The organism is Pseudomonas fluorescens NCIMB 11764 (assembly GCF_000293885.2).
In the GTDB taxonomy this organism is placed as follows: domain Bacteria; phylum Pseudomonadota; class Gammaproteobacteria; order Pseudomonadales; family Pseudomonadaceae; genus Aquipseudomonas; species Aquipseudomonas fluorescens_B.
Genome location: NZ_CP010945.1, coordinates 3,340,711 through 3,367,179, shown reverse-complemented (window position 1 = coordinate 3,367,179; position 26,469 = coordinate 3,340,711). Strand labels below are relative to the sequence as shown.

General features: G+C 59.8%; 21 protein-coding genes. 7 read left to right on the top strand and 14 right to left on the bottom strand.

Annotation, left to right across the window (positions count from 1 at the left end; translation table 11 throughout):
- Nucleotides 1–7 precede the first annotated feature (7 nt).
- Complete coding sequence (gene nagZ, locus B723_RS15435) at nt 8–1,006, bottom strand: beta-N-acetylhexosaminidase (protein ID WP_174602651.1); 999 nt, start codon at nt 1,004–1,006, stop codon at nt 8–10.
- Between the two features lie 170 nt (nt 1,007–1,176).
- Nucleotides 1,177–1,884: a transcriptional regulator PsrA gene (gene psrA / locus B723_RS15430; RefSeq protein WP_017337563.1), complete on the bottom strand. Its 708-nt coding sequence runs from the start codon at nt 1,882–1,884 to the stop codon at nt 1,177–1,179.
- Nucleotides 1,885–2,113: 229 nt separating this feature from the next.
- Between psrA and lexA the strand changes: the two genes are divergently transcribed.
- Nucleotides 2,114–2,722 (top strand): transcriptional repressor LexA, encoded by a 609-nt coding sequence (gene lexA, locus B723_RS15425; protein ID WP_007944149.1) that lies wholly within the window; start codon nt 2,114–2,116, stop codon nt 2,720–2,722.
- Between the two features lie 10 nt (nt 2,723–2,732).
- Nucleotides 2,733–3,206, top strand: coding sequence for an SOS-induced cell division inhibitor SulA (gene sulA, locus B723_RS15420; RefSeq protein ID WP_017337562.1), 474 nt, complete (start codon nt 2,733–2,735; stop codon nt 3,204–3,206).
- An 87-nt stretch (nt 3,207–3,293) separates the two neighbouring features.
- Here the strand turns inward: sulA and B723_RS15415 are convergent, their stop codons facing one another.
- The 7 genes from B723_RS15415 to B723_RS15385 all read right to left on the bottom strand — a co-directional run bounded on the left by B723_RS15415 (nt 3,294) and on the right by B723_RS15385 (nt 11,748).
- Nucleotides 3,294–3,527, bottom strand: a complete 234-nt coding sequence (locus B723_RS15415) for a hypothetical protein (protein WP_017337561.1) — start codon at nt 3,525–3,527, stop codon at nt 3,294–3,296.
- A 156-nt stretch (nt 3,528–3,683) separates the two neighbouring features.
- The gene (locus tag B723_RS15410) at nt 3,684–4,208 is read right to left on the bottom strand and encodes a DUF6586 family protein (RefSeq protein WP_017337560.1); all 525 of its coding nucleotides are present in this window, start codon (nt 4,206–4,208) and stop codon (nt 3,684–3,686) included.
- 141 nt (nt 4,209–4,349) lie between these two features.
- Nucleotides 4,350–6,977, bottom strand: coding sequence for a type I DNA topoisomerase (gene topA, locus B723_RS15405; RefSeq protein ID WP_017337559.1), 2,628 nt, complete (start codon nt 6,975–6,977; stop codon nt 4,350–4,352).
- Nucleotides 6,978–7,091: 114 nt separating this feature from the next.
- A complete protein-coding gene (locus B723_RS15400) occupies nt 7,092–7,328 on the bottom strand; it encodes a DUF1653 domain-containing protein (protein WP_017337558.1) in 237 nt (78 codons plus the stop codon).
- A 99-nt stretch (nt 7,329–7,427) separates the two neighbouring features.
- Complete coding sequence (fadA, locus tag B723_RS15395; RefSeq protein WP_017337557.1) at nt 7,428–8,603, bottom strand: acetyl-CoA C-acyltransferase FadA; 1,176 nt, start codon at nt 8,601–8,603, stop codon at nt 7,428–7,430.
- A 29-nt stretch (nt 8,604–8,632) separates the two neighbouring features.
- Nucleotides 8,633–10,780: a fatty acid oxidation complex subunit alpha FadB gene (fadB, locus tag B723_RS15390; protein WP_017337556.1), complete on the bottom strand. Its 2,148-nt coding sequence runs from the start codon at nt 10,778–10,780 to the stop codon at nt 8,633–8,635.
- A gap of 530 nt (nt 10,781–11,310) precedes the next feature.
- Nucleotides 11,311–11,748: a hypothetical protein gene (locus B723_RS15385; RefSeq protein WP_017337555.1), complete on the bottom strand. Its 438-nt coding sequence runs from the start codon at nt 11,746–11,748 to the stop codon at nt 11,311–11,313.
- 103 nt (nt 11,749–11,851) lie between these two features.
- On the opposite strand from B723_RS15385, the gene B723_RS15380 reads away from it, so the two are divergent.
- Complete coding sequence (locus B723_RS15380) at nt 11,852–12,292, top strand: universal stress protein (RefSeq protein WP_017337554.1); 441 nt, start codon at nt 11,852–11,854, stop codon at nt 12,290–12,292.
- A gap of 64 nt (nt 12,293–12,356) precedes the next feature.
- On the opposite strand, the gene B723_RS15375 is transcribed toward B723_RS15380, so the two are convergent.
- Complete coding sequence (locus B723_RS15375) at nt 12,357–14,276, bottom strand: ATP-binding cassette domain-containing protein (protein ID WP_017337553.1); 1,920 nt, start codon at nt 14,274–14,276, stop codon at nt 12,357–12,359.
- A 213-nt stretch (nt 14,277–14,489) separates the two neighbouring features.
- On the opposite strand from B723_RS15375, the gene B723_RS15370 reads away from it, so the two are divergent.
- The gene (locus B723_RS15370; protein WP_017337551.1) at nt 14,490–16,418 is read left to right on the top strand and encodes a transglycosylase SLT domain-containing protein; all 1,929 of its coding nucleotides are present in this window, start codon (nt 14,490–14,492) and stop codon (nt 16,416–16,418) included.
- Nucleotides 16,419–16,556: 138 nt separating this feature from the next.
- Here B723_RS15370 and B723_RS15365 read toward each other — a convergent pair whose 3' ends face one another.
- On the bottom strand, nt 16,557–18,335 hold the full coding sequence (locus B723_RS15365) for an ABC transporter transmembrane domain-containing protein (protein ID WP_017337550.1): 1,779 nt from the start codon (nt 18,333–18,335) through the stop codon (nt 16,557–16,559).
- Nucleotides 18,336–18,592: 257 nt separating this feature from the next.
- On the opposite strand from B723_RS15365, the gene B723_RS15360 reads away from it, so the two are divergent.
- Nucleotides 18,593–18,772: a PA1571 family protein gene (locus B723_RS15360; RefSeq protein WP_017337549.1), complete on the top strand. Its 180-nt coding sequence runs from the start codon at nt 18,593–18,595 to the stop codon at nt 18,770–18,772.
- A gap of 112 nt (nt 18,773–18,884) precedes the next feature.
- Here B723_RS15360 and pdxB read toward each other — a convergent pair whose 3' ends face one another.
- On the bottom strand, nt 18,885–20,027 hold the full coding sequence (gene pdxB / locus B723_RS15355) for a 4-phosphoerythronate dehydrogenase PdxB (RefSeq protein WP_017337548.1): 1,143 nt from the start codon (nt 20,025–20,027) through the stop codon (nt 18,885–18,887).
- A gap of 314 nt (nt 20,028–20,341) precedes the next feature.
- On the opposite strand from pdxB, the gene B723_RS15350 reads away from it, so the two are divergent.
- Nucleotides 20,342–21,733 (top strand): MATE family efflux transporter, encoded by a 1,392-nt coding sequence (locus B723_RS15350; protein WP_017337547.1) that lies wholly within the window; start codon nt 20,342–20,344, stop codon nt 21,731–21,733.
- A gap of 120 nt (nt 21,734–21,853) precedes the next feature.
- On the opposite strand, the gene tusA is transcribed toward B723_RS15350, so the two are convergent.
- Together tusA and rlmM are read right to left on the bottom strand one after the other, a co-directional pair.
- Nucleotides 21,854–22,105: a sulfurtransferase TusA gene (gene tusA / locus B723_RS15345; RefSeq protein WP_017337546.1), complete on the bottom strand. Its 252-nt coding sequence runs from the start codon at nt 22,103–22,105 to the stop codon at nt 21,854–21,856.
- A 98-nt stretch (nt 22,106–22,203) separates the two neighbouring features.
- Entirely contained in the window at nt 22,204–23,277 is a 1,074-nt protein-coding gene (rlmM, locus tag B723_RS15340) for a 23S rRNA (cytidine(2498)-2'-O)-methyltransferase RlmM (protein ID WP_017337545.1), read from the bottom strand.
- Between the two features lie 221 nt (nt 23,278–23,498).
- On the opposite strand from rlmM, the gene acnA reads away from it, so the two are divergent.
- The gene (acnA, locus tag B723_RS15335; protein WP_052909693.1) at nt 23,499–26,240 is read left to right on the top strand and encodes an aconitate hydratase AcnA; all 2,742 of its coding nucleotides are present in this window, start codon (nt 23,499–23,501) and stop codon (nt 26,238–26,240) included.
- Nucleotides 26,241–26,469: the final 229 nt, after the last annotated feature.

The window sequence follows — 26,469 nt, the reverse complement described above, 5'->3', positions numbered from 1 at the left end:
GAAGTCCTTATTCAATCAGTTGAGCGTCTTTGAGCGCGCCAATGGCTGTCAGCCATCGCGGATCCTGACGGTATTCAGTGCTGGCGTACGACTGGCCACGCATGCGCGCGATGCGCTCGGACGGCTTGACCTTCAAACGCTGGGCGGCGCTCAGGGCGAGTTCCGCAGCGGCGCGGTCGTTGCACACCAGGCCCATGTCACAACCGGCAGACAATGCGGCTTCGATTCGGCTGGCAGCATCACCGACCACATGGGCGCCGGCCATCGACAGATCGTCGCTGAAGATCACGCCATCGAACTGCAATTCGCCGCGCAGGATGTCCTGCAACCAGCGACGGGAGAAGCCGGCGGGTTGGGAATCGACTTGCGGGTAAATGACATGGGCCGGCATGACGGCGGCCAATTGCTTGCTCAACCGGGCGAACGGCACCAGATCGTTGGCGCGGATCTCGTCGAGGCTGCGTTCGTCATTCGGGATCGCGACGTGGGAATCCGCCTCGGCCCAGCCGTGTCCGGGGAAGTGCTTGCCGGTGGCCGCCATTCCCGCGCTGTTCATCCCACGGATAAATGCACCGGCCAGCAGCGCCGCGCGCTCCGGATCACCTTCAAACGAACGGGTGCCGACCACGGCGCTGCGCTGGTAATCGAGATCCAGCACCGGGGCAAAGCTCAGGTCGAGGCCCACGGCCAACACTTCGGTAGCCATGATCCAGCCGCACTGTTCCGCCAGGTATTCGGCGTTCGGATTGTCGGCAATGGCGCGCATGGCCGGCAGTCGCACGAAGCCCTGGCGCAGGCGTTGCACACGACCGCCCTCCTGATCCACTGCCAGCAGCAGATCGGGGCGAATGGCACGAATCGAGGCGCTCAGTTCGCGCACCTGACGCGGGTGCTCGATGTTGCGGGCAAAAATGATCAGGCCACCCACTTCGGGCTGGCGCAACAATTGGCGATCCTCGGCCGTCAGCCAGGTACCGGCGACGTCCACCATCAACGAGCCTTGCAGGCCAGCAGTCATAGAGATTCCTTGATAACGATAAACCTGGCTCGCACGCATTCGCCGCCCTGGGCTGTGCCCTGCAGGTCGGCGATAAAAATGGGGAGCGGGTTCAGAACGAGAGTCGGCATGGGCGGCTAGCTTAGCGGATGTCAGCTGCCGCGCCCACCCGTGTGCGGTTAAACCTTGGCGGCAACCTGTGTCGATTTGCTGCGCGGACGCAACTGCGCAGTGGCCATGGCCGTGTCGGTCACCCCGGTTTCAGCACGCATGCCGGCCGCCAGGAACGGCACCATCAGGCGCATCACTTGCTCGATGGAGGTGTTGACGCCGAAATCGGTTTCGGCAATCGCACGCAAGGCCTTGATACCGGACATGCTGAACGCCGCAGCACCCAGCATGAAGTGCACACGCCAGAACAGTTCGATCGGCGGAATGCGCGGTGCGGCTTCGTTGACCAGCGTCATGTAGCGGCGGAATACCTTGCCGTACATGTCTTCGAGATACCGACGCAAGTGACCCTGGCTCTGGCTGAATGCCAGTCCCAGCAATCGCATGAAGATGGAGAGATCGTTGCCGCTGCGTGGCTGCACCACCAGGGCTTGCTCGACGAGGATTTCCAGCAGTTCTTCAAGTGTCGGCTTGTTCTCGGGCTTGGCCTGGCGCCGCTCCAGCTCTTTATCGAGGCTCAGGCAGAACGGTCCGAGAAAACGCGAGAATACGGCTTGAATCAGCGCCTTCTTCGAGCCGAAGTGATAATTCACAGCCGCCAGATTGACCCCGGCCTTGCTGGTGATTAAACGCAGTGAGGTTTCAGCAAAACCTTTTTCCGCGAACAACTGCTCCGCAGCATCGAGAATGCGTTCAACGGTTTCCGACTGGGCCATGGCTACTCCGCCTGACAAACACTTGTTTGAAACATACGTTTCAACCCTGGCCTTGTCAAGCCTGCCGGTTCGTTTCGGGAATGCTCGGTCAGCTATTTAACCATACATCTGCGCCGTGTTAATCAGCACGCTGAATGACCGTCCGGCGGCCGGAAAAAAATGGGGCATTGCCAAGATGCTTTCACTGTATATAATCCCAGTCACTGTATAAAAAGACAGAGCGATCAATATGCTAAAGCTGACGCCACGCCAAGCCGAGATTCTGGCCTTCATCAAACGCTGCCTTGAAGACAACGGCTACCCGCCGACCCGCGCGGAAATCGCTCAGGAACTGGGTTTCAAGTCGCCCAATGCGGCAGAAGAACACCTCAAGGCACTGGCTCGCAAAGGCGCCATCGAGATGACGCCAGGCGCCTCCCGCGGCATCCGCATCCCCGGCTTCGAAGCCAAGGCAGACGAGTCCACCCTGCCAATCATTGGCCGGGTCGCTGCCGGTGCGCCGATCCTTGCCCAGCAGCACATCGAAGAGTCCTGCAACATCAATCCTGCGTTCTTCCATCCTCGTGCTGACTATTTACTGCGCGTTCATGGCATGAGCATGAAGGATGTGGGAATTTTCGATGGCGACCTGTTGGCCGTCCATACCACCCGCGAAGCCCGCAACGGCCAGATCGTGGTGGCGCGTATCGGTGACGAAGTGACAGTCAAACGCTTCAAGCGTGACGGCAGCAAAGTCTGGCTGATTGCCGAGAACCCTGAATTCGCCCCTATCGAAGTGAACCTGAAAGATCAGGAGCTGGTGATCGAAGGCTTGAGTGTCGGCGTCATTCGCCGCTAAAGGAGGCTTTATGCAGTTCCCACACACATCACAGCAAGCCCAACTGCCGTTGTTCGAGGCTTTCATGGTGCAGCCGATGGCACCGATTCTGAAAGACGTGGTCGAGTCGCCCTGGAGCGCCGAACCCGAAGTTTTCAGTGAGCTGTCACTGCGTGGTGCGGCCGGGAACTGCCTGAGCCTTCTGGCACCGATCCTCAGGGAGTTGAGCGAGGATCAGGATGCGCGCTGGCTGACACTGATCGCCCCGCCCGCCAGCCTGACACAAACCTGGCTGCGAGAAGCCGGCCTGAATCGTGAACGTATTTTGCTGCTGCAACCGCGCGGCACCCAAAGCGCACAACAGCTGACCTGCGAAGCCTTGCGCCTGGGTCGCAGCCACACCGTCGTCAGTTGGCTCAACCCGTTGAGCACCACGTCACGGCAACAGTTGATCAGCGCCGCCCGGACCGGGGACGCACAAAGCCTGAATATTCGACTGGGCTGAACGAAGAGTGAGCTGAGCAATGCGGGGCTTCTCCAGGGACAGAGAAGCCGATCAATAGCGGTATCAGTTAAATGCGACGAACGGGGATCAATGAAGAACCCGAGCCCCCTCATTGGTATTGAAATCGCCTTCAACCAGGCGACCAGCCATCTGAACACCCACGCTCAACATCGCCTTGGCGACTTCCACGTGCTGGCCTTGCAGGAACGCCTTGGCATCCTCGGAGAAATCCAAAGTAACCAGAGAACCCTCGTCCTCAGCCCTGCGCAGCTCGATTCGGCCGTCTGGTAACTCGACAATTTCTAGAAAGGACGTTGGCATAAAGGTCTGTTCTCCACGAAAGGCGAGGATTATATAGGCATCGGCCAGGCTTCGCTCGGGATCTTGACCAGATGCCACCAGGAAGAGAAATTTCTGACAGCACGCTCATCCCTGAACGGACAGTCTCTCGCATCCGTCCATCGAACACTCAATCCCTCAGCACTCGTTCAAGCCTTCGCGAAACCGGATCGCCAGACCTTTGAGGTTCTGACGCCAACCCTCCAGTTCTTCCCGGCTCAACTCTTCGGGCGCGTCCTCTTCATCAAGATTAACGGCCAGGATCAACGGCTGTGTCACGTCGCCTTTGGGTTTGTGCGGAGCGCGAGGCGGCTGAAACAGCGCCGCATGCGCTGACAGTAGCTTGGCCAGCCAGGTTTCGGGGTTCTGCGCCAACTCGACCATCTCGGCCATTTCAGGAATGGCGATGGCCTCAAGCACTTCCCGGGTCAGCAGCATTTCCGCCCGAGGCGCATTGGCCTGCGGCAAGCGATAGAAACCAGCGATTTCATGGCACAGCCCCAGCAATGCGCCGTACAAGTGAAACAATGCCGATTCGCGCCCGGCCTGAATCAGCGCCAGGGAATTCATCGCCCGCCCCTCTTCGGCCTTCGCGAGCGCCTCAAGCGACAGGCCGGCGAAATAAATCTTCTGGTTGGTACGGGTATAGAGTTCGTGGGCCATGACGGCAGCCTCCACAACGAAATAATTGCTTCACGCAGGTCAGACAGTGTCGTGGATCACCCAAGCTCACCGCAAGCCCAAAACAAAAAGGCCGCTTGAAAACCCGAGGGTTGTCATGCGGCCTTTTTGTGCCTGTGGCTTTTATGCTTTGGCTGCTGGACGCTTGTCTTCAACTGTCCACTTGCCGCCGTCGTAGTACGCCTTCCACCCGGTCGGCTTACCGTCGACTTCGGTCTGAACGTACTGCTCTTTGGTTTTGCGGCTGTAACGGATTACTGCCGGGAGGCCGTCCGGGTCTTTCTTCGGCGCTTCACAGAGGAAATGATACTTCGGATCGATCTCATCCTTGTGCGGCACGATTTCCATGACCAGCGGAGCACGGGTCTCGCGGTTTTTCGGGAACTGGCTCGCCGCCAGGAACAGCCCGGAAGCACCGTCGCGCAGGATGTAGGTGTCGTTGACCTTTTCGCATTTCAGCTCAGGCATCTTCACCGGGTCCATCTTCGGCGGCGCCGCGTCACCGCTTTTCAGCAGTTTGCGGGTGTTCTTGCACGTCGGGTTGGTGCAACCGAAGAACTTGCCGAAACGGCCAGTCTTGAGTTGCATCTCGCTGCCACACTTGTCGCATTCCAGGCTCGGACCTTCATAGCCCTTGATGCGATAGGTGCCCTCTTCGATTTCGTAGCCGTCGCAATCCGGGTTGTTGCCGCAGATGTGCAACTTGCGCTTCTCGTCGAGCAAGTAAGCGTCCATCGCGGTGCTGCAGATAGGGCAACGATGCTTGCCGCGCAGAACCAGCGACTCCGATTCACCCTCGTCGTCCGCCGCGATCTCGTCGCCCGGCACCAGGTTGACGGTGGCCTTGCAGCGTTCTTTCGGCGGCAGGCTGTAACCCGAGCAACCGAGGAATACGCCAGTCGATGCGGTACGAATCTGCATCGGTCGGCCACAGGTCAGGCACGGAATGTCAGTCATCACCGGCTGGTTGGCACGCATGCCGTTTTCGGCGCTTTCGGCTACTTCGAGTTTTTTCTTGAAGTCGCCGTAGAACTCGTCCAGCACGTTTTTCCAGTCGCGTTCGCCCTGGGCCACGTCATCGAGGTTCTCTTCCATGCCGGCGGTGAAGCCGTAGTCCATGAGATTGGAGAAGCTCTCGGACAGACGCTCGGTGACGATGTCACCCATCTTTTCCGAATAGAAACGACGGTTGTGCAGCGCTACATACCCGCGGTCCTGGATGGTCGAAATGATCGCAGCATAGGTCGAAGGACGACCGATGCCGCGTTTTTCCATTTCTTTCACCAGGCTCGCTTCCGAGTAACGCGCCGGCGGCTTGGTGAAGTGCTGGGTCGGATCAAGCTTGATCAGCTTCATCACGTCGCCCTGGGCCATGTCCGGCAGCACGTCGTCATCGCCAGGCTTGGCGATTTGCGGCATGACGCGGGTGTAACCGTCGAACTTGAGGATGCGGCCCTTGGCGCGCAGCTCGAAATCCCCGGCACCGACAGTGACCGTGGTCGACAAGTATTGGGCCGGCAACATCTGGCAGGCGAGGAACTGGCGCCAGATCAGCTCGTAGAGCCGCTCTGCATCGCGCTCCATGCCCGACAGCTTGCTTGGCTCGGTGTTGGCGTCGGACGGACGAATCGCTTCGTGAGCCTCTTGTGCGCCTTCCTTGCTGCTGTAGACGTTCGGGGTTTCCGGCAGGTACTTCTTGCCAAACTCGCCTTCAATATAGGTACGCGCCATCGTCACGGCATCGGCCGAGAGGTTGGTGGAGTCGGTACGCATATACGTGATGTAGCCGGCTTCGTACAAACGCTGGGCCATCATCATGGTTTTCTTCACACCGAAGCCCAGGCGGTTGCTCGCGGCCTGTTGCAGGGTGGATGTGATGAACGGCGCCGACGGCTTGCTACTGGTCGGCTTGTCTTCGCGTTTGACGATGCTGTAGCTGGAGGCCTTGAGCTTCTCCAGCGCGGCCATGGCCTGGGCTTCGTTCAACGGTTTGAACGCCTCGCCTTTCTCACGAGCCACGTCGAAGCGCACGGTGGCGCCCTTCGCGGTGCCGAGGTCAGCGTGGACTTCCCAGTACTCTTCCGGGTTGAACGCACGTATTTCGCGTTCACGCTCGACCACCAGCTTCACGGCAACCGATTGCACACGACCGGCGGACAAGCCACGGGCGATCTTTGCCCACAGCAGCGGCGAAACCATGTAACCCACCACGCGGTCGAGGAAACGACGCGCCTGCTGGGCATTTACACGATCGATGTCCAGCTCGCCCGGCTTGGAGAAGGCTTCCTGAATCGCCTTCTTGGTAATTTCGTTGAACACCACGCGCTTGTAGCGGCTGTCGTCACCCCCGATGGCTTCGCGCAGGTGCCAGGCAATGGCTTCCCCCTCGCGATCCAAGTCGGTTGCGAGATAGATGGTGTCAGCATCCTTGGCGAGCCGGCGCAGCTCTTCGATAACCTTTTCCTTGCCCGGGAGGATCTCGTACTTGGCTTTCCAGCCATGATCGGGATCGACACCCATGCGCGAGACCAGCTGCTTGCGCGCTTTCTCTTTCGGCGTGAGCACCGGACCTTCACCCGCGGCGGCCTTGCCGCGCTTGGCGGCTGGCTCTTTGCTGGCGCTAGCCGAACCGCTGGTGGGCAGGTCTCGGATATGGCCGATACTCGACTTCACCACGTATTGGTTACCCAGATACTTGTTGATGGTCTTGGCCTTAGCCGGGGATTCCACAATGACCAGCGATTTGCCCATGGATCAGAAAATTCCTGAATTCTAGAAGTGAAAGGCGGTTGGCGCCTGACGCGGCACCGCTATATATAGTGGCTACAAGGTGAGGTCAAGCGCAGGGTTGTGCGCGATCTCAGCTTATGCCTTCGAAAAAAGGCTCGGTTCGGCTTGCACCAAAGCAAAGCGTGGCACCTGTTCGCCGTCAACCTCGACCGACTCCAGGAACATGCTCAAGGGACGCACCCAAAAGCCGTAATCGCCATACAGGGCTTGGTAGAAGACCACTTCTTCTTCGGTTTCCGAATGCCGCGCAATGCTGAATACGCGGTACTGCGGACCTTTGTAATGTTGGTAGAGCCCAGGTTGTATCGGCATGGTTTGGCCCTCACTCAAATCTTTTCAAAATAAAAACAAAAATAAATCCGGAAAAACAAAAACCGGGGCACTTGGCCCCGGCTTCCGTCAACGGAACGCTTAAACGCGTTCGAAGACGGTGGAGATGCCTTGGCCGAGACCAATGCACATGGTGGCTACCCCGAAGGTGCCGCCATTTTGCTTCATCACGTTCAGCAAAGTGCCGGAGATACGCGCACCGGAGCAGCCGAACGGATGACCCAGGGCGATCGCGCCGCCGTGCAGGTTAACCTTCTCGTTCATCTTGTCGAGCACTTTCAGATCTTTCAGCACTGGCAGGGCCTGCGCGGCGAAAGCTTCGTTGAGCTCGAAGAAGTCGATATCGTTGATGCCAAGGCCCGCGCGCTTCAGTGCTTTCTGTGTCGCCGGTACTGGACCATAGCCCATGATCGCCGGATCCACACCTGCCACGGCCATCGAGCGAATCACCGCCAGAGGCTGGATGCCCAGGTCCTGTGCACGCTGCGCCGACATCACGATCATGCACGAAGCACCGTCGGTGATCTGCGACGAAGTACCGGCTGTCACGGTGCCGCCCTTCGGGTTGAACGCTGGCTTCAATGCCGCCAGGCTTTCCAGGGTGGTTTCCGGACGAATGGTTTCGTCGTAGTCGAACAGTTTCAGGAAACCGTTCTCGTCGTAGCCCTGCATCGGGATGATTTCGTCTTTGAACTTGCCTTCCAAGGTCGCCTTGTAAGCGAGTTGGTGGGAGCGCACGCCGAAAGCGTCCTGTTGTTCGCGAGTGATGCCGTGCATTTTGCCCAGCATTTCAGCGGTCAGGCCCATCATGCCCGAGGCTTTCGCCGCGTACAGGGACATGTGCGGGTTCGGATCGACACCGTGCATCATGCTCACGTGGCCCATGTGCTCGACGCCGCCAACCACGAACACGTCACCGTTGCCGGTCATGATCGCTTGCGCAGCCGTGTGCAGTGCGCTCATCGACGAACCGCACAGGCGGCTGACGGTCTGGCCGGCAGCGGTGTGCGGGATCTGAGTCATCAGGGACGCCATGCGGGCGATGTTCCAGCCCTGCTCCAGGGTCTGGTTCACACAGCCCCAGATCACGTCTTCGACTTCGTTCGGGTCGACCTTGACGTTGCGTTCCAGCAATTTGCTGATCAGGTGCGCCGACATGTCTTCAGCGCGGGTGTTGCGGTGCATGCCGCCCTTGGAGCGGCCCATCGGAGTACGACCGAAGTCGACAATCACGACGTCTCTAGGATTCAAGCTCATATATTCACTCTCACTCTAGTTGGGGGCGCTTAACCGAAGAAGCTCTGGCCGTTTTTGGCCATTTCGCGCAGCTTCGCGGTCGGGTGGTACAGCGCGCCCAAATCAGCGTACTGGTCAGCCAGGGCAACGAACTCTGCCACACCGATCGAATCGATGTAACGCAGCGCACCGCCACGGAATGGAGGGAAACCAATACCGTAGACCAGGCCCATGTCGGCTTCGGCAGCGGTTTCGACGATGCCGTCTTCCAGGCAACGCACGGTTTCCAGGCACAGCGGAATCATCATCCAGTTGATGATGTCTTCGTCAGTGACGTCGCGCTGTTCGAAAACGATCGGCTTGAGCACTTCCAGCACCGACGGATCGGCGACTTTCTTCTGCTTGCCCTTCTTGTCGGTTTCGTAGGCGTAGAAGCCCTTGCCATTCTTCTGGCCCAGGCGCTTGGCTTCGTAAAGCACGTCGACAGCCGAACGACGGTCGTCTTTCATGCGGTCCGGGAAGCCTTCAGCCATCACATCACGACCGTGGTGGCCGGTGTCGATGCCGACCACGTCCATCAGGTACGCCGGGCCCATCGGCCAGCCGAATTTTTCCATGACCTTGTCGATACGGACGAAGTCCACACCGGCGCTGACCAGCTTGGCGAAACCGCCGAAGTACGGGAACAATACGCGGTTGACCAGGAAGCCCGGGCAGTCATTGACGACGATCGGGTTCTTGCCCATTTTCTTGGCGTAGGCAACGGTGGTGGCAACGGCCAGCTCGCTGGACTTCTCGCCACGAATCACTTCCACCAGCGGCATCATGTGCACCGGGTTGAAGAAGTGCATGCCGACGAAGTTTTCCGGACGCTTGAGGGCCTTGGCCAGCAAGGTGATGGAAATGGTCGAGGTGTTGGACGCGAGGATGGTGTCCTCTTTGACCTTGTCTTCGACTTCGGCCAGAACGGCTTGCTTGACCTTCGGGTTCTCGACGACCGCTTCGACCACCAGGTCCACGTGACCGAAGTCACCGTAGGACAGGGTTGGACGAATGCCGTTGAGGACTTCTGCCATTTTCGCCGCCGTCATGCGACCTTTATCAACGCGGCTCACCAGCAGCTTGGCGGCTTCAGCCAGGCCTTGCTCGATGCCATGCTCGTTGATGTCCTTCATCAGGATCGGCGTACCTTTGGAGGCCGACTGATAGGCGATACCGCCACCCATGATGCCGGCGCCCAATACGGCAGCCTGCTTCACGTCCCTGGCGATTTCGTCGTAGGCCTTGGCCTTTTTCTTCAGTTCCTGATCGTTCAGGAACAGACCGATCAAGCTCTGCGCGGCAGAGGTCTTGGCCAGTTTGACGAAACCTGCAGCTTCGACTTCCAGCGCTTTGTCGCGACCGAAGTTCGCGGCTTTCTGGATGGTCTTGATCGCTTCGACCGGTGCCGGGTAGTTCGGGCCAGCCTGACCGGCCACGAAACCTTTGGCGGTTTCGAACGACATCATCTGTTCGATGGCGTTGAGCTTGAGTTTTTCCAGTTTTGGCTGACGCTTGGCCTTGTAATCAAATTCGCCGGAGATGGCGCCTTTGATCAGGTTCAGAGCCGCTTCTGCCAGTTTCTCGGGAGCAACCACTGCGTCGACAGCGCCGACTTTCAGCGCATCTTCAGCACGGTTTTCCTTACCCGCGGCAATCCACTCGATGGCGTTGTCGGCACCGATGATGCGCGGCAGGCGCACGGTACCGCCGAAGCCCGGGTAGATACCCAGCTTGACTTCCGGCAGGCCGATTTTCGCGGTAGCGGACATGACGCGGTAGTCCGCCGCCAGGCACATTTCCAGACCGCCACCCAGGGCGATGCCGTTGATGGCGGCGACAGTCGGGACGTTGAGGTCTTCGAAATCGCTGAAAATCCTGTTGGCTTCGAGGTTGCCTGCAACAAGCTCTGCATCAGGCAGCTTGAAGTTCTCGACGAATTCGGTGATGTCGGCGCCGACGATGAACACGTCCTTGCCGCTGCTGACGATCACACCCTTGATCGAAGCATCTGCCTTGATGGCGTCTACGGCCTGACGCAGTTCGTTCAGGGTTAGACGGTTGAACTTGTTGACGGACTCACCCTTGAGGTCGAATTTCAATTCGACGATGCCACTTTCAAGAGCCTTAACCGTGATGGCTTTACCTTCGTAAATCATCAACTGATCTCCACGATATGGAAGCTGAACAGTACACGTCGGACGCAGGCGAATGGCTCGGCAGGGACGTTTATCGTCGATGCTACGCCAATCCACCCGGCACACCCGCCAACGCGATAGTCGGGATTCTGTAGGAGCGGTCTGCAATGCAAACGCCCGATTCATACGCCCGTTTGATTTGGGTACGCCACCTTCACGGAATTTCCGGCAATTGTCAATCGCCCAAAATACGGGTTGAAACGCGACTTTCCGGTCATTTCCGTACCACGAGCACCAGCAACACACGGATGCATGTAAGGCCATTCATAGAATCAATAGTTAGAAAAGTCGCCCTAATTCGCGGCAGCCTTTGTTTAAAGGGCTACGCTGGGCGTGAGATTGAGGAAAAAAATTGAACGCGTCGGCGAATGCCCGGCGTAAGATCAGCCCACAACGAATTACCGGCCTGCCTGGCCAACTCCAGCCCGATGATGAATGTCGGGCTTTTTATTGCCTGATGATGTGTTCCGCGTGATACGCAGGATCGCGTTTCAGGCCAATGCCTTGAGGGTGGCATCGATTTGTTGCAAAACCGTCGCTTCGCCCTTCTCGCCCCAATACAACGTGATCATCTGCTTGTCCGCTTCGACCTTGTAGACGTTGGCTGGCAATTTTTCGAAATGATTGAGCAGCGTCTGATCCTCGCAGACCTCCTGCCACTGATTCACCCACACACCCGGCGACTTCTGCCAATAACTCCAGCACGCTGGCTGATTGCCGCGACGCGGTCGATGGTACTGCGCGCAGGGGCTCGGCGGTTCCTGACTGAGCCAGTGCGGCCACTCCTGAGGCGCCAGTTGCATGGCCAGCCCGATGCGCCGCGCCTCCATGCGCAGGGCCATGCGCCCGCTCTGACCACGGGACGGTCGCAGCCATGCCAGCGGGCTCAGCACCACCAACAGGATTGACACCACTATCCAGACCGTCATATCTGTACTCCCGATTCTTGATGAGCGCTTTGAGTCACTTTGAAAACAACGCGCTTGAAACCAGCCATACTTATCAATATTGCATCCTCAGGAGGAGCACCTCATGCCCTACCACCACATTCTGGTCGCTGTAGACCTGACCGAAGAGTGCGACCCTGTCATCCACCGTGCTCGCGAGTTGTCAGTGAGCAATGGCGCGAAGTTGTCCCTGGTGCACATTGTCGAGCCCATGGCCATGGCGTTCGGCGGCGACGTGCCGATGGACCTGTCGCAACTGCAACAGCAGCAGTTCGATCAGGCCAAGGAGCGACTGGACCGATTGATCGAGAAGTACCCGGAGCTCTCCAAGGAATACAGTCACCTGACCTACGGCCAGCCGCGCCAGGAGATTCATCACCTGGCCAAGGAACAGACCTGTGACCTGATCGTGGTGGGTAGTCATGGCCGGCACGGTCTGGCGCTATTGCTGGGTTCAACCGCCAACGACGTGCTGCACGGTGCGCCTTGCGATGTGCTTGCGGTGCGCCTGCAAAACAAAAGCTGACCCCCTCCTACAAAAAGCCCGGCATTCACGTCAGTGAAGCCGGGCTTTTTTATCGCAGGATCAATCAGGCATCCAGCTCCGCCCAACGCTCGACCATGACGTCGAGCTCAGCCTGCAACTGCTCCAATTGCGCGATCACCGCGGCGGTCTCGGCAGCAGGACGCTGATAAAAACCGGCATCGGCCATCTGGGCCTCAACGATTGCAATCTGCTGCTCCATGGCCTCGATCTGAGCCGGCAACATTTCCAGCTCACGCTGCAACTTGTAGCTGAGCTTTTTCTTCGCCACCGGCGCTTCGGTCACTGCCGCCACGGGTGCAGCCTCAGCCGTAACGACCGCCGACGTCAGGTCGGCCTTGCCGGACTTGCTCTCGGTCACGCCCAGCAGCCGCGGCGAACCGCCCTGGCGCAGCCAGTCCTGGTAACCACCGACGTATTCGCGAACCTTGCCTTCACCTTCGAAGACCAGGGTACTGGTCACCACGTTGTCGAGGAATGCCCGGTCGTGGCTGACCATCAGCACGGTGCCGTTGAAGGTCAGCAAGACCTCTTCCAGCAGTTCGAGGGTTTCCACGTCGAGGTCGTTGGTCGGTTCGTCGAGGACCAGCAGGTTCGCTGGCTTGCTGAACAGTTTCGCCAGCAACAGACGAGCGCGCTCACCACCCGACAGCGCCTTGACCGGCGTGCGGGCACGCTGCGGGCTGAACAGGAAGTCGCCGAGGTAGCTCAGCACGTGACGGCTTTGACCATCGATGTCGATGAAGTCGCGACCTTCGGCCACGTTGTCGATAACGGTCTTTTCCAGGTCCAGCTGATGACGCAACTGATCGAAGTACGCCACGTCGATGCGCGTGCCCTCTTCCACTGTGCCGCTGGTCGGTTGCAGGCCGCTGAGCATCAGTTTCAACAGCGTGGTCTTGCCGGTACCGTTGGCGCCGAGCAGACCGATACGGTCGCCGCGCGTCAGGACCATCGAGAAATCCTTGATCAGGAACGGGCCGCCCGGGTGAGCGAAGCTCACGTTCTCGAGGACCATCACCTGCTTGCCGGACTTGTCAGCGGTGTCCAGCTGAATGTTGGCCTTGCCAGTGCGCTCACGACGCTCGCTGCGCTCGACGCGCAATGCTTTCAGGGCACGAACGCGGCCCTCGTTACGGGTGCGACGGGCCTTGATGCCCTGACGGATCCAGACTTCTTCCTGGGCCAGCTTTTTGTCGAACAGCGCGTTGGCGGTTTCTTCAGCGGCCAGCGAGGCTTCTTTGTGCACAAGGAAACTGGCGTAGTCGCCGTTCCAGTCGATCAGGCCGCCGCGATCCAGTTCGAGGATGCGGGTCGCGAGGTTCTGCAGGAAGGAACGGTCGTGCGTGATGAACAGCACGGCGCCCTGGAAATCCTTCAGCGCTTCTTCGAGCCAGGCAATTGCACCGATGTCCAGGTGGTTGGTCGGTTCGTCGAGCAGCAGCAGATCCGGTTCGGACACCAGCGCCTGCGCCAGCAGGACGCGGCGACGCCAGCCGCCGGACAACTGGGACAGGGTCTTGTCGGCCGGCAACTGCAGGCGGCTCAACGTGCTGTCGACCAGTTGCTGCAAGCGCCAGCCGTCACGGGCTTCGAGGTCGTGCTGGACGTGCATCAGTTTGTCCAGGTCGGCGTCGGTGACGATGTTCTGGCTCAGGTGGTGATACTGCGCGAGCAGCTCGCCGACACCGTCCAGGCCTTCAGCCACCACGTCGAACACGGTCCGCTCGTCGGCTACCGGCAATTCTTGCGGCAATTCGCCGATCTTGAGGCCGGGGGCGCGCCAGACGGAGCCCTCATCGGGCTTCTGGTCGCCCTTGACGAGCTTCATCATGCTGGACTTGCCAGTGCCGTTGCGGCCGATGATGCACACCCGCTCACCACGGGCGATCTGCCAGGACACCTTGTCCAACAACGGCATAGCGCCGAAAGCAAGGGACACATCGCTGAATTTGAGCAGGGTCATGAGCTTCTCCAAAAACCGGGCGCGCATTCTACCTGACTTGAGGCTTCAGAAGGCCGGCAATTTCACCTTCGGGGCACTCTGCATGACAAATGTTGCGAACTGATGCTGGCGGGCCCGCAAAGCTTTCGCCTGCTGCTGGCAAAAGGCTAAGCTACAGTTAATTCAGTGTTGGCATCGTCAACGCTTGTCATGATTTCTCTGTTCGGACGTCTCATGCGCAGCCGCCTTTTTGGTCTTTTATCCAGTTTTCTTCTTTCTGCCACAGCCATCCAAACAGCACAGGCGGTGGACCTGTCTACCCAACGCCAATACTACGATGAAGCCAAGCGTGCCCTGGCCAAGGGTGATACAGGTCCGTACTTCCGTTACAGCCAGGCTCTCAGTGATTACCCGTTGGAGCCTTATCTTGCGTATGACGAACTGACCGCGCGTCTGAAAACCGCGAGCAATGCCGAAATCGAGAAATTCCTCGCCGAACACGGCGATCTGCCGCAAGCCAACTGGATGAAACTTCGCTGGTTGCGCTGGCTGGCCGATCGCGGAGACTGGGCAACTTTCGTCAAGTACTACGACCCCAAGCTCAATTTCACCGAACTGGACTGCCTGAACGCGCAGAATCAGATCGCGCGCAACCAGAAGACCGAAGGTTATGCCAACGCCGAAAAACTCTGGCTAACCGGTAAATCGCTGCCTGGGGCGTGTGATGGCTTGTTCGGGATCTGGGCCGCCGAAGGCCAACTGACCGAACAGAAACGCTGGGAGCGCACGAAGCTTGCCGCCCAGGCGCGCAACTATCCGCTGGCCAACAGCCTGGTCAACGGCCTGACCACCCTCGCCCCGCGCGGTCGCTTGTTGGTGGATGTGGCGCAGAAACCTGAACTGCTTAATCAGCCGTCGCGCTTCACCCCGGCCGATGAACCGATGTCTGACATCGTCAGCCTCGGCTTGCGCCGCCTGGCCAAGCAAGACCCGGACAAGGCGATGGCCTTGCTCGACGGCTATGCCAGCAGCATGCATTTCTCCCGTGATGAAAAAGTCGCGATCGCCCGGGAAATCGGCCTGACCCTCGCTCGTCGCTTTGATAGCCGGGCGCTGGACGTGATGACCAAGTACGACCCGGAATTGCGCGACAACACCGTATCCGAATGGCGCCTGCGCCTGCTATTGCGCCTGGCCCGCTGGGACGATGCCTATCAGTTGACTCGCCGCTTGCCACAAGACCTGGCGACCACCAACCGCTGGCGCTACTGGCAGGCCCGCAGCCTGGAACTGGCGCAGCCGCAGAACCCGCAAGCGCAGACGCTTTACAAAGGCCTCGCCCGTGAGCGTGATTTCTACGGCTTCCTCGCCGCCGACCGCTCCCAGCTGCCGTACTCGCTGAACAACAAGCCGCTGGTGCTTAGCCAGGCGCTGATCAACAAAGTGCGCAACACGCCAGGTGTACGTCGCGCCCTTGAATTCCACGCACGCGGGCAGATCGTTGACGGTCGTCGCGAGTGGTATTACGTCAGCCGCCACTTCAACCGTGACGAAATGGTCGCCCAGGCGAAACTGGCCTATGACCTGAAATGGTACTTCCCGGCGATCCGCACCATCAGTCAGGCGCAGTACTGGGACGACCTGGACATCCGCTTCCCGATGGCCCACCGCGAAACCCTGGTGCGCGAAGCCAAGGTCCGTGGCCTGCATTCGAGCTGGGTATTCGCCATCACGCGACAGGAAAGCGCCTTCATGGACGACGCCCGCTCCGGCGTCGGCGCCAGCGGCCTGATGCAACTGATGCCCGGTACCGCCAAGGAAACCGCGCGCAAGTTCAGCATTCCCCTGGCCTCGCCACAGCATGTGTTCGATCCCGACAAGAACATCCAGCTCGGCGCCGCCTACCTGAGCCAGGTGCACAGCCAGTTCAACGGCAACCGCGTCCTCGCCTCCGCCGCCTACAACGCCGGCCCGGGTCGCGTGCGCCAGTGGCTGCGCGGCGCGGATCACCTGAGCTTCGACGTCTGGGTAGAAAGCATCCCGTTCGACGAAACCCGCCAGTACGTGCAGAACGTATTGTCGTACTCGGTGATCTACGGCCAGAAGCTCAACTCGCCACAGCCGTTGGTGGACTGGCATGAGCGGTATTTTGACGATCAATAACCGGGAGCCGGTCATGCAGGAGCTGCCGCAGGCGGCGATCTTTTGATCGTCGCCTTGAGCCGCAAACAAAAATGCCCGCATCGATTGATGCGGGCATTTTTTTAAGCAAGATTAAAAGATCGCCGCCTGCGGCGGCTCCTACAGGTGGAGATCGAGTTCGGTCTTTCCATCATTGAACTGCAACGCCGCCAGCCGCGCATACAGCGCATTGCTCGCGATCAGCTCCTGATGGGTGCCCACTGCCACCAGTTTGCCCTGATCCATCACCGCGATCCGGTCGGCGTTTTTCACCGTGGCCAGGCGATGGGCGATAACCAGGGTGGTGCGGTTTTTCATCAAGCTGGGCAGGGCTTGCTGGATCAGGTGCTCGCTTTGGGCATCGAGGGCGCTGGTGGCTTCGTCGAGCAGCAGGATGGGCGCGTCCACCAGCAGCGCTCGAGCGATGGCCAGGCGTTGGCGCTGGCCGCCTGACAAACCGAGGCCACCGTCGCCGAGATGAGTCTGGTAGCCGTTGGGCATTGCCTCGATAAAATCATGGGCATAGGCAATCTTTGCCGCCTCCCGGACCTGTTCCAGGGTCGCTGTCGGGTTGCCGTAGCGGATGTTCTCTTCAATGCTGCCGAAGAACAGCGCAGGGTTTTGCGAGACCAGCGCAAAGCAACGGCGCAAGTCGAGCGGATCGAGCTGAGTCAGCGGCACGCCGTCGAGCAGAATGCGGCCTTCGGCCGGGTCGTAGAAACGCAGCAACAAGTCATACACCGTCGACTTGCCCGCGCCGGAAGGTCCGACCAGCGCCAGGGTTTCGCCAGCCTTGACGGTCAGACTCAAGCCATCGACGGCGTAGCTTTCAGGACGCGACGGGTAGGAAAAACGCACGTTTTGCAGTTCCAGGTTACCCGTCACTCGCTCCGGCAATGTCACCAGCCCCGTCGTCGGTGGCTGGATGATGTTTTCCGAGCGCAGCAATTCGGCAATCCGCTCGGCGGCGCCGGCAGCGCGCTGCAGCTCACCAATGACTTCACTCAACGTGCCGAACGCGCTGCCGACGATCAGGCTGTAGAACACGAACGCCGCCAGTTCACCTGCGGAAATCCGCCCGGCCATCACATCCATGCCGCCGACCCACAGCATGACGCCGACCGCGCCCAGCACCAGCACGATCACCAAGGTAATCAGCCAGGCACGCTGGAAAATCCGTTTACGGGCGGTGTTGAACGCCTCCTCCACGGTCGCGGCAAACCGCTGTTCGTCCTGGACCTGATGGTTATAGGCCTGCACGGTTTTGATCTGGCCAAGGGTTTCAGACACGTAGCTGCCAATGTCGGCAATCCGGTCCTGGCTCAGGCGCGACAGGCTGCGCACCCGTCGGCCGAAGATCAGGATCGGCGCGATCACCAGTGGCAACGCCACAACGACGATGCTGGTGAGTTTGGGGTTGGTGATAAACAGCAACACAATCCCGCCGATCACCATCAGCAGATTGCGCAGAAACAGCGACAGCGAAGAGCCGATCACCGATTGCAGCAACGTAGTGTCGGCGGTCAGCCGCGACTGGATCTCGGAGCTGCGATTGTCTTCATAAAACCCCGGATGCAGGTAAACCAGATGGTTGAACACCTGACGCCGGATGTCGGCCACCACCCGCTCGCCAATCCACGACACCAGGTAAAAACGCGCAAACGTGCCGAGCGCCAGACCCAACACCAACAGCATGAACAGACCGATGGTCTGGTTGAGCAAATGCGGTGACTGGGTCATGAATCCCTGATCCACCAACAGCCGAATCCCCTGCCCCATGGACAAGGTAATGCCCGCCGTGACAATCAGTGCGAGCAACGCACCCAACGCCTGCCAGCGATAGGGCACAAGGAAACGGCTGGCCAGGCGAATCGCGCGGCGGTGACGGGCAGATAGCATCGGGGGGGTTCCAGTTCACACGTTTAGGGGTCGGCTATACCGCTCAATGGGGGGGAACTCTGTAAATCACAATGAGTCAGGTTAATTATGACCGCAAAGACCAGCCCCTAGACGCTATTGGTCTAAAGTCCGGGTGGCAACGTTACGGTATTTCTGGTGGACTGGCATTGCCGCTCAGAAGAGATCGCAGGGAGTTGTCACAGCCCGGTCACCTGGCGGTTCTACAGTAAGCACACAACCTGAAGAGGAGACAGGCCATGTCCTTGCAACACAGCAGCGATGACAAGATTCAAGTGATCCGCACACAGCCAGATCAGTCTCTGGGTTGCTCAATCATTGACGAAAAAGGCCGTGAAGTACCGATCACTGAAAACATGATCCAGGACGCCTGCCGCGAACTGGAGAAGCGATTGGTCAAGCCTGCCAAACAAGATTGATATAGCCACCGTCTTCTTGACCCGGCCCTGATGGCCGGGTTTTTTGTGGGCGTTTTTTGCAGGTTTTGCGCACCCAATCGCGGGCAAACCCGCGATTGAGCCAACGCGGTCTTCAGACAGCCACAGCCCCCAACGCCGCCACAATCTTGCGCAACTGCGGCGAATCCCCCTCGATCCGCACCTGCAGCCCATCAATTTCCCGCCGTGATGGATAGTTCTTGCGCAGTCCGTCAAACGCCGCACGCTGCTCGCTCACACTGCCTACAAGACTGCGTCGGAAATCCGCGTCGTCGCGGCGCGGGTCGTACACGCCACGGCACAACATCGCCAGCGCCCAGGCAGGATCGCTCTCAGCGTTCAAGGTCACCTGAGACAACCACGGAGCCGGCAGCAAATCGCTCAAGCTGACCCGCGCCGGCTGCCCGAGAAAATCGCAATACGCCTGATAGATCTGCGCTGTCCCGCGTTGTTTGCCGTCGAGGCTGTAACCGGCAATGTGCGGCGTGGCCAGCACGCAGAGGTCGGCCAGCGCCACATCGACCTCAGGCTCGCCCTCCCAGACATCCAGCACCGCTTGCAGGTCTTCGCGGTGCAGCAGAACGTCGCACAGGGCTGAGTTGTCCACCACCGGGCCGCGGCTGGCATTGATCAGCCAGGTGCCGGGGTTGAGCTGGTTCAAACGGTTTTTGTCGAACAGATGCCAGGTCGATCCGGCACCGTGTTTTTTCAACGGTGTGTGCAGACTGATGACATCGCACTGCTCGATGATTTGCTCAAGACTGACAAAATCACCCCCTTCAGCCGCTTGCCGTGGCGGATCGCAGACCAGCACGTTCCAGCCCAGCCCTTGCAGAACCTTGACCAGTCGACCGCCCACTTCCCCGGCCCCCACCACGCCGTAAGTGCGCCGGGTGAGGTCGGCGCCTTCAATTTCGGCGAGGGTGAGCAAACTGCCCAGCACATAATCGACCACGCCACGGGCATTGCAGCCGGGGGCGCTGGACCAGGTGATGCCGGCCTGCTGGAAGTAATCGAGGTCGAGGTGATCAGTGCCGATGGTGCACGTGCCGACAAAGCGCACCTTGCTGCCTTCGAGCAACGCGCGATTGACGTTGGTCACCGAGCGCACCAGCAACACATCGGCCTGTTCGACGGTAGTGCGGTCGATTGAACGTCCCGGCACCCGGCGGATTTCACCGAAACCTTCGAAGAAGGCATCGAGCAGCGGAATATTTTCGTCGGCAACAATCAGCATGGCAGGCTCCTTTGGCGGATCGGCAGTGTAGGCGGAGAAGGACGTGATGGGCCAGCAGGCATTAATCCCCTGTGGCGAGGGAGCTTGCTCCCGCCGGACTGCGAAGCAGTCCTATGTGGTGAGTCTGTTGAAACCGAGGTGTTTGACTTGGGGCCGCTTCGCTGCCCAGCGGGAGCAAGCTCCCTCGCCACAGGGGGGAGAGTCGCAATGTTCGAAAAATGATTACAAATGGCTAACACAGGACTTTTCCTGACCATTGCGTCAAGGCGTAGAATGCGCCGGCTCGCGCCTCAATATCTCTGGACGTTTCGCCCTTGAATTCCGTAACTGACCGCCCCGCCGCCATTTCCATAAACCGCCCGGCCCGGGTTCGCCTCGAGCTGAAGAATCTGCTGAGCCTGGCGTTGCCGATCATGATCGCGCAGCTGGCCACCACCGCGATGGGCTTCGTTGATGCGGTGATGGCCGGTCGCGTCGGACCGCGGGATCTGGCGGCGGTGGCGCTGGGCAACTCAATCTGGGTCCCGGTGTTTCTGCTGATGACCGGCACTCTGCTGGCCACCACACCTAAAGTCGCCCAGCGCTTTGGCGCCGGCACGCACAGCGAGATCGGCCCGATCGTGCGGCAGGCGTTGTGGCTGGCGTTGGTGGTGGGCTTGATGGCGACCGGCATGCTGTTCAGCGCCGAACCGATCTTGCACCTGATGAAGGTCGATCCCGAACTGATCGGCCCGTGCATGCAATACCTGCACGGCATCGCCAGCGGTTTGCCCGCCGTCGCGTTCTACCATGTGCTGCGCTGTTTCAGTGACGGCCTGGGACGCACGCGCCCGGCGATGGTCCTGGGTTTGTGCGGGCTCGCGCTGAACATTCCGCTGAACTACATCTTCATTTATGGCCACTTCGGTGTGCCGGCCATGGGCGGCGTCGGTTGCGGCTGGGCTACGGCGATTGTGATGTGGGTGATGGCGCTGGGCATGGCCGGCTGGGAGCGCTGGGCGCCGGCGTATCAATCGAGCCAGTTGTTCAGCCGTTTCGACTGGCCGCAGTGGTCAGTGATCAAACGCCTACTGGGCATCGGCCTGCCGATCGGCATCGCGGTGTTCGCCGAATCGAGCATCTTCGCGGTGATAGCCCTGCTGATCGGCAGCCTGGGCGCCACCGTAGTCGCCGGGCATCAGATCGCGCTGAACTTCAGTTCGCTGGTGTTCATGATTCCCTACTCGATCGGCATGGCCGTGACCGTACGAGTGGGTCAGGCGCTCGGTCGTCAGGAACCGCGCGAAGCCCGTTTCGCCGCCGGTGTCGGCATGGGCACGGCGCTGGCTTACGCGTGTATTTCGGCGAGCATAATGCTGTTGCTGCGCGAGCACATCGCGGCCATCTACACGGCTGACCCAACGGTGATTCGCGTGGCGGCGATGCTGATCGTTTACTCGGCGCTGTTCCAGTTTTCCGATGCGATCCAGGTCACGGCGGCCGGTGCGTTGCGTGGCTATCAGGACACACGGGTGACGATGATCCTGACGCTCTTCGCGTACTGGGGCATTGGTTTGCCGGTGGGTTACGCGCTGGGGCTGACCGACTGGTTCGGCACACCGAGTGGCCCGAGCGGGCTGTGGCAAGGTTTGATCGTCGGCCTGAGCTGCGCCGCGCTGATGCTGTCGATCCGCCTGACGCGCAGTGCACGCAAGCGGATCCGCTAAGGGCTGAGTTGACCCTGTGGGAGCCAGCCTGCTGGCGATTGCGGTGATTCAGTCAACAATGATGTTGAGTTTGAATCAGCCATCGCCAGCAGGCTGGCTCCCACCGTAGTTTTTTGTGGGTCAATCAGACTTCTTGCGGATCCAGTACAGGTAGGTGCCAGCCTCTTCGTGTTGCGCGACCAGTTCGTGGTCAAGGAACACACAGAACTTGGGAATGTCACGACGGGTCGACGGATCGGTGGCAACCACCTTGAGCAGGCCGCCGGGCGCGAGGTCACGGATGTGCTGGTGCAGCATCATCACCGGCTCCGGGCAGTTGAGGCCGGTGGCGTCGAGGGTGCCGTCTACCGGCGTATCAAGCATTTCACTCATGATTCACTCCTGTAACTGGCCGGCATTGTCGCGCATTGCCGGGTGTTCGGTCATCTGTGGCATGACGCCATACCTGTGTAGGGACCGCGTACAGCCTTTTAACGGGACTTGGGTTTCTTCACGTCAAGCCGACGCAAATGACATGTCACTTCTTCCCGGTCGTGATACAGCTGCTTGCAGCCAATTTCGACCCGGATTCCGCGCTCCTTGAACCCGTCGGCGATGCGCTCCAGCAAGCGTTTCACTTCAGCGTAACGCTGTTTCATCGGTAACTTGAGGTTGACCACCGCTTCGCGGCAATGGCCCTCGCCGATCCACTCCTCCAGCATTGCGGCGTTGCGCGCCGGTTTCTCGACGATGTCGCAGACCATCCAGTCCACCGGCTGGCGGGGCTTGTAGGTGAAGCCGTCGGCCATCAAATGTTGCACCAGACCAGTGTCCATCAGGCTTTGCGCCATTGGGCCGTTGTCGATGGCGGTCACCAGCATGCCGCGGTTGACCAGTTGCCAGGTCCAGCCGCCCGGCGCTGCGCCGAGGTCGACGCCGGTCATGTCGCTGTGCAGGCGCTCGTCCCACTGGTCGCGCGGGATAAAGTGGTGCCACGCCTCTTCCAGCTTCAAGGTCGAGCGGCTCGGTGCCTCGCGGGGAAACTTCAGGCGCGGAATGCCCATCGGCCACATCGCCGAGTTGTTCGACTCGGCCAGCCCCATGAACACTTCGCGACCGCTTTTGAACGTCAGCAGCAGGCGCGGCTTGTTCGCATCTTCCACCAGTTTGCCGGCCGCCATCAGCGCCTTGCGCAGGTGCACTTCGAACTTCTTGCAGAAGTTCGACAGCTCCTTGCCATCGTTGGTATCGACCATTTCCAGCCACAGGCTGCCGCACAGCGGGAAGTCTGCCATGTGCGCGAGGATCACGCTGATACGGTCGGTTTCGGGCAGGTCGATGAAAATCCCGCGTGCCCACTGGCGCGGAAAAATCAGATCGGCAAAACGCTGACCGCGCATCAGGCGCTCGGCGCCGTCTTCTTCGGTGCAAATGAATTCGGCGCAGGCGCTGGCGGTCTTGGCCTTGGCATAACCGGCGACGTTCAGCCGCGCAGCGTGTTCGGAAATCTCGGAACAGACTTCGCCTTCGAAGCCCGGCCGGCAATGCATAAAGAGGGTGTTCATTCTTACTCCTGGGCAGTTGGCGAAGAATTCAGCCACTGCACGATGCCCAGGCTTGCGTTGAAGCAAAGCCTGTCACGAAAACCGGCGCATGATAGCCGAGTTCGGAACCTCGGACTTGTCCATAGAGTCCAGTTATTAGCCTTAACGCCTAAACAGGGCTAGGTTAAAGCTCTGTTCGTCCCGTCAGTCCGTAGCCGTGCGGACCCAAAGGAGTCATTTCAATGCCGTCCCTCGATAGCCTGAAAACCCTTAAAACCCTGCAAGTCGACGACAAGATCTACCATTACTTCAGTCTGCCCGATGCAGCCAAGAGCCTCGGTGATCTCGACAAACTGCCAATGTCGTTGAAAGTGTTGCTGGAAAACCTGCTGCGCTGGGAAGACGAAAAAACCGTCACCGGCGCCGACCTCCGGGCGATCGCCGCCTGGCTCAAGGAACGTCGCTCCGATCGCGAAATCCAGTACCGCCCTGCCCGGGTATTGATGCAAGACTTTACTGGCGTGCCCGCCGTGGTCGACCTGGCCGCCATGCGCGCCGCCATGGCCAAGGCCGGCGGTGACCCGCAGCGCATCAATCCGCTGTCGCCGGTGGATCTGGTGATCGATCACTCGGTGATGGTCGACAAGTTCGGCAGCGCAAGCGCCTTCGGACAGAACGTCGACATCGAAATGCAGCGCAACGGCGAGCGTTATGCCTTTCTGCGCTGGGGCCAGAGCGCCTTCGACAACTTCAGCGTGGTGCCGCCCGGCACGGGGATTTGCCACCAGGTCAACCTCGAATACCTCGGCCGCACCGTCTGGACCAAGGATGAGGACGGTCGCACCTATGCGTTCCCCGACACGCTGGTCGGCACCGACTCCCACACCACCATGATCAACGGCCTCGGCGTGCTCGGCTGGGGCGTCGGCGGGATCGAAGCGGAAGCCGCGATGCTCGGCCAACCGGTGTCGATGCTGATTCCGGAGGTGATCGGTTTCAAACTCACGGGCAAGTTAAAGGAAGGCATCACCGCCACCGACCTGGTGCTGACCGTCACCCAGATGCTGCGCAAGAAAGGCGTGGTCGGCAAATTCGTCGAGTTCTACGGCGACGGTCTTGCCGACCTGCCGCTGGCCGACCGAGCGACCATCGCCAACATGGCCCCGGAATATGGCGCCACCTGCGGTTTCTTCCCGGTGGATGACGTGACGCTGGAATACCTGCGCCTGTCCGGCCGGCCGCTGGAAACCGTGAAACTGGTCGAGGCTTACAGCAAGGCACAAGGTCTGTGGCGCCTGCCCGGCAAGGAGCCGGTGTTCACCGACAGCCTGGCGCTGGACATGAGCAGCGTCGAGGCCAGCCTCGCCGGGCCGAAACGCCCACAGGACCGGGTGTCGCTGCCCAATGTCGCGCAAGCGTTCAGTGATTTCCTCGGTCTGCAGTTCAAGCCCACCAGCAAGGAAGAAGGCCGCCTGGAAAGTGAGGGCGGTGGCGGCGTCGCGGTAGGTAACGCGGATTTGGTCGGTGAAACGGACTATGAGTACGACGGCCAGACCTATCGCTTGAAAAACGGCGCGGTGGTCATCGCCGCGATCACCTCGTGCACCAACACCTCCAACCCCAGCGTGATGATGGCAGCAGGGCTGGTGGCAAAAAAAGCCGTGGAGAAAGGCCTCACGCGTAAACCGTGGGTCAAGAGTTCGCTGGCCCCAGGCTCGAAAGTGGTCACCGACTACTACAAGGCCGCCGGTTTGACTCAGTATCTGGATCAACTCGGTTTCGACCTTGTCGGATATGGCTGCACCACCTGCATCGGCAACTCGGGCCCGTTGCCGGAGCCGATCGAAAAAGCCATCCAGAAAGCCGACCTGACCGTCGCCTCGGTGCTCTCGGGCAACCGCAACTTCGAAGGCCGGGTACATCCACTGGTGAAAACCAACTGGCTGGCCTCTCCACCGCTGGTGGTCGCTTATGCATTGGCCGGAACGGTGCGCATTGATATCAGCAGCGAACCGCTGGGTAACGACAAGGACGGCAACCCTGTTTACCTGCGGGACATCTGGCCAAGCACCCAGGAAATCGCCGACGCGGTGAATCAGGTCAACACCGCGATGTTCCACAAGGAATACGCCGAGGTGTTTGCCGGCGATGAGCAATGGCAGGCAATTGAAGTGCCGCAGGCGGCGACGTATGTCTGGCAGGATGATTCGACTTACATCCAGCACCCGCCGTTCTTCGACGATATCGGTGGCCCGCCGCCCGTGGTCAAGGACGTCGCAGGTGCCCGAATCCTCGCGCTGCTTGGCGATTCGGTGACCACCGACCACATCTCCCCGGCCGGCAACATCAAGTCCGACAGCCCGGCGGGCAACTACCTGCGCGAGAAAGGCGTGGAACCGCGGGACTTCAACTCCTACGGTTCCCGCCGCGGCAACCATGAAGTGATGATGCGCGGCACCTTCGCCAACATCCGCATACGCAACGAAATGCTCGGAGGAGAGGAAGGCGGCAACACGATTTACATTCCCACCGGGGAACGAATGGCGATCTACGATGCGGCCATGCGTTATCAGGCCTCGGGCACCCCGCTGGTGGTCATCGCTGGGCAAGAATACGGCACCGGGTCAAGCCGGGACTGGGCGGCCAAGGGCACTAATCTGCTGGGTGTAAAAGCAGTCATCGCCGAAAGCTTCGAGCGGATTCACCGTTCCAACCTGGTGGGCATGGGCGTGTTGCCGCTGCAGTTCAAACTGGATCAGAACCGCAAGAGCCTGAACCTCACGGGCAAGGAAACGCTGGATATCATTGGTCTGACGGGAGTGGCGTTGACGCCGCGGATGAACCTGACGCTCATCATCACCCGCGAGGACGGCAGCCGCGAGAAAGTCGAGGTGCTGTGCCGGATCGATACGCTCAATGAAGTGGAGTACTTCAAAGCGGGAGGAATTTTGCATTACGTGTTGCGGCAGTTGATTGCGTCTTGACTGCCTGCTGACAAAAGACACCGCCTTCGGGCGGTGTTTTTGTTTGTTGGGGTACGTCCATATAATCACCCTCCTCAAACCATCACCTGCCCTGTGGCGAGGGGATTTATCCCCGCTCGACTGCGAAGCAGTCGCAAACTTTGTGATGCGGTGTGCCTGAAATACCATGCACTCAGATTTAGGGCCGCTTCGCGCCCCAACGGGGATAAATCCCCTCACCACATTTGTT